10 protein-coding genes are annotated in these 13,268 nt (G+C 30.9%); 7 read left to right on the forward strand and 3 right to left on the reverse strand.

What is annotated here, in order from left to right; genetic code table 11:
- Position 1 precedes the first annotated feature (1 nt).
- Positions 2-1,684 (forward strand): choline dehydrogenase, encoded by a 1,683-nt coding sequence (gene betA / locus KA873_RS01025; protein ID WP_107383834.1) that lies wholly within the window; start codon positions 2-4, stop codon positions 1,682-1,684.
- Between the two features lie 164 nt (positions 1,685-1,848).
- Here the strand turns inward: betA and KA873_RS01030 are convergent, their stop codons facing one another.
- Complete coding sequence (locus tag KA873_RS01030; protein WP_154409510.1) at positions 1,849-1,995, reverse strand: hypothetical protein; 147 nt, start codon at positions 1,993-1,995, stop codon at positions 1,849-1,851.
- Between the two features lie 25 nt (positions 1,996-2,020).
- A complete protein-coding gene (locus KA873_RS01035; RefSeq protein ID WP_107504463.1) occupies positions 2,021-4,177 on the reverse strand; it encodes a bifunctional glycosyltransferase family 2 protein/CDP-glycerol:glycerophosphate glycerophosphotransferase in 2,157 nt (718 codons plus the stop codon).
- 391 nt (positions 4,178-4,568) lie between these two features.
- Here KA873_RS01035 and KA873_RS01040 point away from each other — a divergent pair, with 391 nt between their 5' ends.
- Positions 4,569-5,195: a nitroreductase family protein gene (locus KA873_RS01040; protein ID WP_107385389.1), complete on the forward strand. Its 627-nt coding sequence runs from the start codon at positions 4,569-4,571 to the stop codon at positions 5,193-5,195.
- Between the two features lie 380 nt (positions 5,196-5,575).
- Positions 5,576-6,715 carry a CapA family protein gene (locus tag KA873_RS01045; RefSeq protein ID WP_210140142.1) on the forward strand — a complete coding sequence of 380 codons (1,140 nt, stop codon included), beginning with the start codon at positions 5,576-5,578 and terminating at the stop codon, positions 6,713-6,715.
- A 32-nt stretch (positions 6,716-6,747) separates the two neighbouring features.
- Here KA873_RS01045 and KA873_RS01050 read toward each other — a convergent pair whose 3' ends face one another.
- The gene (locus tag KA873_RS01050) at positions 6,748-7,686 is read right to left on the reverse strand and encodes a nucleoside hydrolase (protein ID WP_107504465.1); all 939 of its coding nucleotides are present in this window, start codon (positions 7,684-7,686) and stop codon (positions 6,748-6,750) included.
- A gap of 212 nt (positions 7,687-7,898) precedes the next feature.
- On the opposite strand from KA873_RS01050, the gene KA873_RS01055 reads away from it, so the two are divergent.
- From KA873_RS01055 to KA873_RS01070, 4 genes are all read left to right on the forward strand, one after another.
- Positions 7,899-9,311, forward strand: coding sequence for an MFS transporter (locus KA873_RS01055; protein ID WP_103211395.1), 1,413 nt, complete (start codon positions 7,899-7,901; stop codon positions 9,309-9,311).
- 346 nt (positions 9,312-9,657) lie between these two features.
- Entirely contained in the window at positions 9,658-11,154 is a 1,497-nt protein-coding gene (locus KA873_RS01060; RefSeq protein ID WP_107504466.1) for a flagellar basal body-associated FliL family protein, read from the forward strand.
- Positions 11,155-11,173: 19 nt separating this feature from the next.
- A complete protein-coding gene (locus tag KA873_RS01065; RefSeq protein WP_107504467.1) occupies positions 11,174-12,340 on the forward strand; it encodes an ABC transporter permease in 1,167 nt (388 codons plus the stop codon).
- Positions 12,337-13,260 carry an ABC transporter permease gene (locus KA873_RS01070; RefSeq protein ID WP_107504468.1) on the forward strand — a complete coding sequence of 308 codons (924 nt, stop codon included), beginning with the start codon at positions 12,337-12,339 and terminating at the stop codon, positions 13,258-13,260. Before KA873_RS01065 ends, KA873_RS01070 begins: the two co-directional genes overlap by 4 nt.
- Positions 13,261-13,268: the final 8 nt, after the last annotated feature.

Below are 13,268 nucleotides of genomic sequence, written 5' to 3' on the forward strand. Positions count from 1 at the left end.
AATGAGAGAAGCGTATGATTATATTATTATTGGAGGCGGCAGTGCCGGATCAGTATTAGGTGCGAGAATTAGTGAAGATGTATCTAATAATGTACTTGTACTTGAAGCAGGACGTAGCGATTACCCTTGGGATTTATTAATCCAAATGCCAGCTGCTTTAATGTATCCAGCAGGCAATAAGCTTTATGACTGGATTTATGAAACTAACGAAGAACCACATATGGATGGTAGAAAAGTAGGTCACGCCCGTGGTAAAGTGCTTGGCGGTTCAAGTTCTATTAACGGCATGATTTATCAAAGAGGTAACCCAATGGACTATGAAAAATGGGCAAAACCTGAAGGCATGGAGAATTGGGATTTTGCACATTGTTTACCATACTTTAAGCGTTTAGAAACAACATTTGGTTCAAGTAAAGATGACCCATATCGTGGCCATCATGGTCCGATTAAGTTAAGAAGAGGTCCAGCAACAAATCCACTATTCCAAGCATTTTTCAATGCAGGTGTAGAAGCGGGCTATAATAAAACACCAGATGTTAATGGTTTCCGACAAGAAGGATTTGGTCCTTTTGATAGCCAAGTTCATAATGGTCGCCGTGTTTCAGCTTCAAGAGCTTATTTACATCCAGCTATGAAACGTAAAAATTTAGACGTACAAACACGTGCTTTTGTTACTAAATTAAATTTTGATGGAAATAAAGTAACTGGTGTTACATTCAAGAAAAATGGTAAAGAACATACAGTTAATGCTAAAGAAGTTATTTTATCAGGTGGTGCAATTAATTCACCACAATTATTACAATTATCAGGTATTGGTGATTCAGAACATTTACGTTCTGTAGGTATCGAACCTCGTTTACATTTACCAGGTGTTGGGGAAAACTTTGAAGATCATTTAGAAGTATATGTACAACATGCATGTAAACAACCTGTATCAATGCAACCAAGTTTGAATAAATTGAAAATGCCATTTATTGGTTTGCAATGGATATTAGGTCGTAAAGGTGCTGCTGCATCCAATCATTTTGAAGGTGGCGGCTTTGTGCGTTCTAACAATGAAGTAGATTACCCAAATCTAATGTTCCACTTCTTACCAATTGCAGTAAGATATGATGGCACTAAAGCGCCAACAGCACATGGTTACCAAGTGCATGTTGGTCCAATGTACTCTAATTCACGCGGTCACTTGAAGATCAAATCTAAAGATCCATTTGAAAAACCTGATTTTGTCTTTAATTACTTATCTACTGAAGAAGATAAACGTGAATGGGTAGAAGCAATTAAGGTCGCTAGAAATATCTTGTCTCAAAAAGCTTTAGATCCTTTCAATGGTGGAGAAATTTCACCAGGACCTGAAGTTCAAACAGATGAAGAAATTATCGAATGGGTAAAACGTGATGGAGAAACAGCATTACATCCATCTTGTAGTTGTAGAATGGGACCAAAATCTGATGAAATGTCAGTAGTAGATCCTGATACATTTAAAGTACATGGTATGGAAAATTTACGTGTTGTAGATGCTTCAGTTATGCCACGCACGACAAACGGTAATATCCATTCTCCAGTATTAATGATAGCTGAAAGAGCTGCTGATGTAATCAGAGGTAAAAAACTATTAGAACCTGAACATATTGATTATTATCGTCATGGTGTACATGATAAAGATGCAGGAACAGTAAAATAATTTATAAGTTAAGAGACTATATAGCACATCCCTTTTTCATTCATTGTGAATGAGAAAGGGATGTTTATGTTTAATATGTTGAATCGAGGCCAACTGTTGTAAAATAGTGTTCTCTTTAATATATGAAGCTTAATACGCTTAGACAAAAATGTGTTTACTTTATACTATAGCGCATCAGTTACAGTGATTTTGAAATGTACTTCTGCCCAAGTAGCGTATGCTCGTTCAAAAGTATAAGATTTTAAAAATAATAGAGCGCTAATCCATAATGGATTAGCGCTCTTATTTTGAGCATAAGCATGTATATCCATGCGCTTTGCATCATTCATTCAATATTTATTGATTTTTGGTAATTAAATCAGCGATTGCTTTAGAAGCATTACCATTTTCAATTGAACAAAAATCGTTATAAAACTTATTAATTTCAACTTTATAGTCATTTTCAATTTGATCTAAGTGTTGTAGGTCCTCTGCTAGTTTATGAGCATCTTGATAAATAGGTCCCGGTAAATCTTTGTGATAATCTAAATAGAAGCCTCTCAAGTCTTTGGCATATTTATCTAGGTCATAAGCAAAGAAGATTTGAGGTCTTTTTAGCACACCATAATCAAACATTACTGAAGAATAATCTGTAATTAAGCAGTCAGAAATTAGATATAATTCCGAGATATCACTATAATTTGATACATCAATTGCAAAATCTTCATAACCTCTTAAATCTAATGCGTTAGCGATAAGGTAATGCATTCTTAATAGAATAACATAGTCATCACCAATTTTTTCTTGCAAGTTATTTAAATCGATTTTTAAGTCGAATAAATATTTTCCTTTTTTGACAAATTCATCATCACGCCAAGTTGGTGCGTACATAATTACTTTTTTATCTTCAGGCAAGTTTAAGTTTTCTTTAATTTCTTGAATGTAAGCTTGATCATTTGCACGATTAACTAAGACATCATTTCTAGGATAACCAATTTCAAGTATTTTTTCTGGCGGCATCCAAAAAGCTGTTTCAAATATCTTAGATGAATAAGCGTTTGGAGAGATAAGATAATCCCATCTGCTTGTTTCTTCCTTGAAATTACGTTTATAGTTATCAGTTGTTGTTCCAGGCATACGGATGACTTTCATATCATTTGCTAAACGTTTTAAAGGTGTTCCATGCCAAGTTTGAATATAAACTTGATTAGCTTTTTTATTCAAGTATAAAGGCAGTCTTGCATTTGTTACCCAGTATTTAGCGCTAGCATATGCTTCATAATATGCTTGTGAACCTTTTTTAACTTTTTTAGCAGGTCCTGGTAAATATACTTGATCAGGTTTTCTGAAGACCCAAATAAATTCATAGTTTGGATGGTACTTCATCATATACTCATAGATATATTTTGGACTGTCACTATAATTTTTACCACCAAAAGCTTCAAAAATGATTGTATTCGGCTTAACTTTGTTTTCATTATCTGTAAGTTGATATAATGAACGATTTTTATTTTTTCGACGTAAAACAACATTTTTGGCTAAGCGAGCACGCTTTCTAAATCTATTAACTTTAAATGCTGGTGTTTTCTTATTAAACATAAGCATTAATGATTCTAAAATAAATAAGGGTTTTTCACTCTTGAATATTGTAGTCATTAACTGCCTAGTGACTTTTGGTAAAAGTTCGCTATTTGATTCATATCTTTCTGGTGTTTTTCTTAATGATGGTTCAAAAGAATCTCTATATAAATTCTTCATTTTAGTTTTTATGAATTTTTTATTTTCTTTTAAAGGCGCACGTTTTACAGCGTCTGAAAAGCTATATACATAGTCATTAAAAATAATATTGAAATCTTGAGTTGATAAAGTCGGTTTTTCGAAAGGATCATAGATTTCTCCTTTAATATAGAAAGGGAATCTACTGATTCTTACAAAGCCATTAGAATATTTAATGAATTCTAAGACGAAAGACCAATCGATAAAGATATCTAAATCTTCATTGAATTTAATATTATGTCCACGTATGATGGCTGTTTTAAAAACGATGTTACAAACAGAATGTTTACGCAGAAACTGATTTGATTTTGTTTTAGTGTTTAAATATTGCACTTTCACTAAATTTTGGTCAACGTATTGTGGTACATCTAAAGTGAAAGAATGAATAGGTGCAATTAAAGCATCGTATTGATTTAAATGTTTCATATAAAAAGCGAGCGCGTATGATGCAAGATAATCATCAGAATCTATAAATATAAAATAAGGTGATGTTACTGCTTCTAACGCGATATTTCTCGCGTAAGCATGCCCGGAGTTTTGAGTTAAATCAATTTCTTTAATTGAGATGTTCCAATCTTTGATTGTTTCAGTTGCAATAGATTTTGAACTATCAGTTGAACCATCGTTAACTAATATTAATTCAAAATCTTGGAACCTTTGATTTTTTAAGCTGTTTAAGCATTTTTCAATATAATCTTCTGAGTTATAATAAGTTACAATAACAGATACAGATTTCATTATTTTACCTCTTTTTCCATTAACTCTATTTATTATTTGAACAGCACACGTCGTCTGCTAATGTTCAATATAATAGGGTGTTTTTTTAAAAGCAATTTCACCGTTTGTGAGTTAAAACGGATTTATTTATTTTACTACAATATAAATATATATTCAAAACATCAACTATTGTTAATTCTAATTATACTTTATAAGACTTATTGAGAAAAATGTTTTTCTTAGTTTATTCATTGTTTTGATAAATCAAAAACTTCATTATAGGAAATTCATGAGTCAAAATAATGTTGATCTCGAAGTTTAAAAATCATTAAATTTTTAAACAGATGATTTGTAAAATATAACAAATTGCGTATAATTTGATTTTGTAAAAAAGACTAAGGAGAATTTTGAAATGAAAAATAATGATTTTGAAGATGTTGTACTAAATAGAAAATCTGTAAAAGTGTTTGATGAGCAAGTTAAAATTCCTAGATCAGAAATGGATGAGATGATACAAAAAGCAACAAAAGCGCCATCATCTGTGAATATGCAACCGTGGAGATTTTTAGTGGTTGAAAGTGAAGCAGGGAAAGAAAAATTGAAACCACTTGTTCGTTTTAATACACGCCAAAATGATACATCCGCAGCTATGGTTATTATATTTGGCGACATGCAAAATTATGAATATGGAGAAGATATTTATCATAATGCAGTTTTAAATGGTTATATGCCTGAAGAAGTAAAGGTTGAAATGTTAGGAAAAATATTGCCCTTATATAAAAGTTTAAATCGTTCAGAAATGAATGATATTATTAAAATTGATAGTAGTTTAGCAGCAATGCAATTTATGCTCGTCGCTAGATCTTATGGTTATGACACAAATCCAATTGGTGGTTTTGAAAAAGATCAAATTGCTGAAGCATTCGATTTAGACCCAGAACGCTTTGAACCAGTAATGATTGTTGCAATTGGAAAGGCTAAAAATCCTGGACATGACTCATACAGATTGTCAGCAGAAACTGTTACAAAATATGTTTAATAAATATAGTTTTGATAAAATTCGTCTAATTATTAGTTATAATTTAGATAATAGACAAGTCATTATTGATAAGTAAGTAACGTTGTCTAAATATGAATTTGCATTTTTAAAAGGATTAAAATTATAAATTAATAAAGACGATAAGAGTTTAGACGAAAAATTTGATACTCAAAAATAAGCACGCGAACCCTATTTGGGTTCGCGTGTTTATTTTTAAAGTACTTATTACACAATATAAAATTCATTTGAATATATGTAATAAAAGCTTAACTTTTTAAAGTTTGTTATGCTATAAATAGTTTATAAATATATGAAGCGATTGAATTTATAATTTGAAAAACATTTCAACAATTTATGTTGTATTGAAGGGGTTTTAGGTGATGAGATATAAAGTTTTACTTCCTTTATTGTTTTTATGTTTTATCGTAGTTAGTGCCTGCTGTTTATTAAATATTAAGCATTTGAACCATAATGTTTCATTTTATGCAGTGGGAGATAATTTAATTCATCCAGAAGTATATAATGATGCTTCGGTGAACAATGGAAATTTTGATTTTAAACCAATGTATAGTCATTTAAAAAAAGATATTGAAGCTTCAGATATAGCTTATATAAATCAAGAATCTCCCATTGGTGGAGATAGTAAAGGTTTGTCCGGATTTAAGCGATTTAATACGCCAGAAGCTATAGCAAAAGATTTATCTGATACAGGGTTCAATTTAGTGAACGGTGCTAATAATCATGCATTAGATCAAGGGATGAGCGGACTTATGAATGAAATTGCGCTTTGGAAACAATTTGATGATATTGAATATTTTGGGACATACAATTCGCAAAATAATAGAGATGAAATTCAAATCATGAATAAAAACGATATTAATATAGCTTTATTGAGTTATACATATGGCACGAATGATATTCAATCTGATAAACCATATTTCATTAATTATTTTGATGAAAAACAAATTAAAAAAGATGTAGCTAAGGCCAAAAAACAAAGTGATGTTGTTATTGTTTCAGCGCATTGGGGTAATGAAGGCAAACATAACCCAAATAAAACACAAAAGAAATATGCGAAAGTGTTTGCGGATGCTGGGGTAGATGTAGTGATTGGGACACACCCCCATGTCATTCAACCTGTGAAGTGGGTTAAAGGTAAAAAAAATCATAAAACACTAGTGGCTTATTCCCTGGGAAATTTTTTGAATGGTCAGGCAACAGGTGATGAAAACAATGTACTGGGAGGCAATTTAACGTTCAATATTGAAAAGTCTCCGAAACAAACTAAAATTAATCAGGTCAAATGGAAATCACTGGTAACACATTATGAGCTAGAACCTACGTTGTATAAAAATAAGAAACAAAATTTTAAAATGTATCCATTGAATCAATATAATAATGAATTAGCTCATAGGCATGGGTTAAATCAAACAAAGCAAGGTGACGTTAACGTACAACGTTTAGAGGAAATCACTAAAGCACATATTGATCCTGCATTTTTAACAGAAGAAAGTTTCTGATTATTAACTGCTTATAAAATTAAAGCATATATTTATTTTACTTGCTTAGCTAAATTTGTGATGTAATTAAAGAAACTATCATGTTCAACATGATGTACCACAGAAACTAATCGGCCATTTTCTTCATCGATATATGTACTTCCTTGACTAGGGCCATCAACATGCACAGAAGTTTTAACGTCATGTTGTTTTACTAAGTCTGGTTTGCCTATGTAAGCAGTTGTTAAAACATCCCATAAGAAATATGTAGAATTTGTTTGGAAATGTGTGAGCGGAGGCACTGCAGCATAACTTACACCTAAAAAATCAACACCGGTATACGCACGTTCGTTTGCCCACATTTGTCTGATATCCCAAGTCATAGGTACTTGATTTGTACTTTCTAAAGCGACCATATCAATTTTTAGCGTTGAATCAAAAATAGTTTTAACTGCTTCAGGATCCCAAAATGCATTCCATTCAGCTGTACCGTCATGTTCGGGTTCTTCAACATTACCTTTATCTAAAAATGTGCCTCCCATCCATACTAAGCGTTCAATGTTATTTACGAGTTTTGGTTCGATAGTGATAGCTTTAGCTAAATCCGTAAGCGGTCCAGTAAATAATAAAGTGACTTTTTCATCGCTTGCGCTCACTTTTTCTATAATATCTTCATATGCTGCGTGTTTTAGCAATTTGGAGTGTTGCGAAGTAGGTTCATTCAGTATAGGTAAAGCATCCATAAAGAATGCATGCATACGCCAATCTTTAGGAAATGGATTTTTGCCGCGTTCTTTCGATGCTGCTACATGGATAGGCGTTGATGAAAAACGATTTATAATTTTTCGTGAAGCACTCACAGCTGGTTCTACATAGCTATCAGCGCCAATTGCACTGACACCAATCAAATCAATTTCTTCCATTTGAATTAATAAAAAAAGTGAGACTAAATCATCTACACCACCGTCATGGTTAAAATAAACTTTTTTCATAAAATGTAATCCTCCGAATTTAATGATTTTTAATCATTATACCAAACTCAGTTATTAGAAATAGTTCATTCAACAAAAGTTCATAAATCTTAAGAACGCTATATTAATAGTCATTGAGTAGGAAAATTCTGAAAATAGAGAATGAAAGTGTTTATATATACGCGTAAAGGTTATGTTATATCTATGGAAATAAATAAGGGGTGTTTTTATTTGTGAAGTTTAAAAAAGAAAAAGTGAATCATGTAGATTCTAATCAAGCTAAAAAAGGTGTAGTAGCAACGGGGATAGGTAACGCAATCGAATGGTTTGATTTTGGATTGTATGCACAATTGGCAGTAGTTATCAGTGCGAATTTCTTTGGTAATTTACCACAAGAAATGCAAATTGTGTCAACCTTTGCCGTCTTTGCTTTTGCATTTATTGTAAGACCAATTGGAGGAATATTTTTTAGTCATTTGGGAGATAAATATGGTAGAAAAATCGTTTTATCTACAACCATTTTATTGATGGCTGCCTCTACATTAATGCTAGGTTTGTTACCAACGCAAGAACAAATTGGAATTTGGGCACCAATACTCTTATTAGTAGTTCGAATGATTCAATCATTCTCCACTGGTGGTGAATATGCAGGAGCAATGACTTATATTGCTGAAACATCTCCAGATAAAACAAGAGGTAAATTAGGTAGCGGACTTGAAGTAGGAACACTTGCAGGGAATATATTAGCTGCAATACTTGCTGGTACAATGTATAGTTTGTTGAATGACCAACAGATGGCTGAATGGGGATGGAGAATTCCATTTATCATAGCAGCACCATTAGGTATTGTAGGTATTATACTTCGTTCAAGTCTTGACGAAAGTCCAGCCTATGAGTCTACACTAGAAGAACAAAAAGAATTAGAATATTCATATTTAGATATCTTTAAATATTACTGGAAAGATGTTGTTGTTTGTTTTACTGGTGTAGCTTTCTTAAATGTAGCTAATTACATGGTATTGTCATATATGCCTTCGTTCTTGAATACGACGATTAATTTAGGTGGAACGATGGGCTCAATATTAAGTACGATTACCATGTTACTCATGATACCAGCCGTATTTTTCTTCGGATGGTATAGTGATAAAATTGGAAATAAACGGACGATTATATTTGGTTTAGTAGGCTTTAGTTTATTCTCAGTGTTAGCTTTTTGGTTAATGAGTATCCCAATGTTGCCTTTAGTAGTCTTAGGTTTATTTATTATTGCACTATTTATGTCAACATTTGAAGGTGTTATGCCTTCAGTGTTACCAAGTATGTTCCATACTAAAGTTAGATTGCGTACACTGTCGCTTGTATATAATATAGGTGCTGCTATTTTTGGTGGTCTAACACCATTTATCCTTTCTACACTAGTAGAAACAACCGGCCAACAAATTGCACCTTCCTACTATTTAATGTTTATAAATATAGTTGGACTAATTATCTTTGTAACAATGTTCAAATCAACATCTAATAAATCTTTAAGAGGATCATATCCTAATGTAGAATCACAGGAAGATTACGAAGACGTGATTCAAAATCCAAAAGATGCATTATGGTGGGAAAAAGAAGTTAAACATGAAAAAAATAGCACAACATAGAGTGACTGAAATCACAGTTTTTCAATTATACATTTTAAAATTTAGAGCTTAAGATTGAGCCTCAAAGATTGCTGATGAAAGTAATCTTTGAGGCTCATTTTATTCTCATATTGTAATTCGTTGGTTATGAATATATTACAAATTAAGAGAAGATGTAAAAATATCAATTATATATGTATTGTGTGCACAATTGATTGGATGTAATGATATATTACATTTATTAAAAATGTTTAGTAATTAATTTAAAGCGCAAGTAAAAAATAAAAGAAAAATCAAATAAATAAATTATTATTAAGCCTTTTGTGGTATTATTAAAACAATCAAAGTTAATGGGAGGTTGAAGGGTATGTCTAAAACAGTAAAAATTATTATCTCAGTTGTAATTGGTGTGCTTTTAATTGCCGGTATTGGGGGCGCCGCTTATTACTTTATTACCAAAAATACACCTAAAAACACATATTTATTGAGCGAAAAGGAAACAGCTAACCAATTTCAAGAATATGCTAAGGATCGATTTGAAAATGAATTTAAATTTCAAGATAAAATGAAAGATGAATCATATTTAATCGATTTAAAAGCAAATGCTGATGTTCCAAAAAGTTTATTAGAATCATCAGGTATTCCTAAATCTGTCGCGGATGCTTCTGAAATAGGATTGACAGTGGGACACGATCCTAAAAAAGAAAAATCAGTTTTAGCTTTAAATCCAACGATAGCTGACAATGAAATTGGGAAGTTTCAATGGGCAGCAGACAAAGATAATCAATATTATGCATCACCATTGTTTAATGATATTTACAAAGCTAAAAATGACGAACTTGTAGACGTTTATGAAAAAATAACTGGAGATACATCAAGCACAACAGGTAAAGAGAGTGTATTGACAAATGATACATTAAACTTAAACTCATTATTATCAGGGTCTCAAATTTCACAAAAAGATATAGAAAAAATAAGTAGTAAATATACAGATGTTGTCATAGATAAATTAGACAAAGATAACTTTGAAAAAGAAAATGCTACGATTGATGTAGATGGTGATGAAAAAGATGTTAAGAAAGTAACTTTGAAACTTAGCAAAGGTGAAACAAAAGCAATCGTGAAATCAGTTTTGGAAAAAGCTAAGAAAGATAAAGATATTAAAAAAATTGCAGAAGATCAATTCAAAACAGAAGATTATGAAGATAAAATTGATGAAGCTATACAAGAAGTGAAAGATCAAGATAAAAATGATTTTCCAAGTATTAAATCTGTGATTTGGGAAGAAGATAATCTGATTTTAAAACGTGAATTAACTGCTAAAGATAAAAATGATTCAGAGGTAAAATTAGCAGGAACGAATCAAATTGATGATGACAAATTAGCTATGAATTATAAAATTACTGCAGATGATACTGAGCTATCATTGAAAGGTAAATCAACAAAAGACGATGATAAATATAAAGATAATTATACTATTGGAGCTAATGAAAGTTACAAGAAATCTACGATAAAACTATCAAACAATGAAACTCAAGATGGTGACAAACGTACAGATAAAGGTAAAGTGAGCGTCGATGCAAATTATCGCAAAACTGAATTTGAATATCATAATAATTTAGAAACCGACGTGAAAAATAATACGCAAAAACAAGATTTCAAATTAACTACAGACGTTCAATATCAACCAGTAACATTTAATATCAAAGGTGAGACAAAACTTAAAGACGATATTAAATTTGAAAAATCAGGTGCTAAAGATTTAAATGAATTGTCCGATAGTGATTTAAAAAAATTACAAAAGGAAATTTCTAAAAAAACAGAAGGTATCGTTAAAGATTTAGCAAAAGATTTTAAAAAATAACTAAAAGGAGAGTGGTAAAATGAAAACATTACAATTGTTTCGCATTTACCACTCTTTTTTATTAAAAAAATGGCATTTACTACTATACTTATTAATTATAGTTGTAGGGTTATTTGCTACTTTAATAGTGATTCAACAATTAAATCAAGATAATGAGAAATTTAGAATTGGTGTTGTTGATAAAGATCAGTCTCCAGAAACGCAAATCATATTGAAATCACTAGGTGACGGTGCCAATTTGGGGAAGGATATTAGCATAAAAAAGTATAATCAAAAAGTAGCTGAAAAAAAGTTAGAAAATAAAACTTTAGAGGGTTATTATGTTTTTGAAAAAGGTATGACACATGATTTTTATAAAAATGGAAGTTTGCCCATTTCAGTACATACATATGATAAACAATCTACAAAAAGTCTAGTTATTAATCAGTTAACAGATTCAGTATATCAAAGACTCATGCTATCGATGGGTGGCGGTCTAAGTTATACAACATTGTCATCACATAATGATAAAGATCATACATTGATGTTATTAACAGATCTATTGTTTACGGGACTAAACCGTACTGGTGCATTTGATTATGAACCTATACATATATATGACAGTGTAAGTTATTATGTAATCACGACTTATTTAGCGTCTATTTATATTTTCGCTTTGTCATTATTTACCATTTTAAAAATGAACCAAACGACGGCGTTGTGGTCAAGGTTAAGCATGCATCATTTTTCTTTTGAAAAATTAACGTTGATTAGAAGTATATTCACGCTATTTTATACAGGATTATGGACATTTTTCGGTGCGCTTTGGTTGATTAAATCCATACCTAATCAATTTGAAAGTTATAATTGGTTAACGATTGTAATTCAACTTAGTTACTATGTCTTGATGATTATTATTTGGTTAACCATTATTGATTTAATTGCTTTTAAATGGATGAACTATGCACTAAAAATTATATTGAGTACATTGATTATTGTATTATCAGGGATGACGATACCAACAATTTATTTTAAACATTCTATTTTGGGTATGGTTGATTACTTACCGTTTAGTTTTGTAACAAATCAAATGCTAGAAATTGTATTGAATAATTATATTTTAGATGTACCAATAACTTTTTATAGTAGTCTATTTATATCAATTTTTATCTTAGTCTTGATAGTGATTGGGAGGTATCGCTCATGATTCAACCCTATTTCTTCATAGTTGTTAAAAAACAGTGGAAACAACATTTAGCCTTTATCTGTATCTTATTAATCTCTTTAATTGCTATATGGGGTGTATATAAAACGCTAAATAAATCATTTCAAATTCCTGTGGCAGTTCAAGATTTAGATCAATCAGAAGCTTCAAAAAGCTTAATCAAAAGCATCACAAGTAACGAATACATTACTAAAATCGAAGTGCCAGCAGAAGAAACATATTTGGATGAATATATAGAAAGAAAAGAAGCGATTGTAAGTTTACAAATACCGAAAAATTACAGTCAACAGTTACATGACAATCGTTTGAAAGAAACCATTTTATTGTATGGAAGAGATGATTTTATTGGTGATATTACTTTAGAAATTATAAGTATGTCATTATATGAACAACAGATACCTAACATCGTTAAAAGTCATCTAGATGATAATGGTGATCGTACATCCTTGACTAGAGTGAATAAAATATTGGATGACAAGACACCTCAATCGCAAATTGCACATTATTTTGTGAAGTCACATTCAGAAACTTCTATATCATTGAGTGTTATTTTTGCGATATTGTTGTGTATCAGTAGTGTGCAAATTATTTTGCACCAAAGATTAAAACAGAACGGTCCGTTGATTAGAATTTTTTTAGTACAATTTAGTCAGTTAAGATTGTATGTTACATACATACTTATACATGCAATTTTGTTGCTAATGATATTAATTATAAGCGCATTATTGTTTCATCAGTCACTATCATGGATATTTTATTTAAAATCACTTTTCATCATTGTATTATTTGAAGCAGGTGTTGCGTATCTATTATTTAAAATTAACACACTGAGTCATAGGTTATTTATGACGTTTATATATGCGCTTGTCATGAGTGTGATTTATGTCTTTATACAAATTTAGGAGTGATG

It is taken from the genome of Staphylococcus sp. GDY8P45P (assembly GCF_017892745.1).
Classification (GTDB): domain Bacteria; phylum Bacillota; class Bacilli; order Staphylococcales; family Staphylococcaceae; genus Staphylococcus; species Staphylococcus cohnii.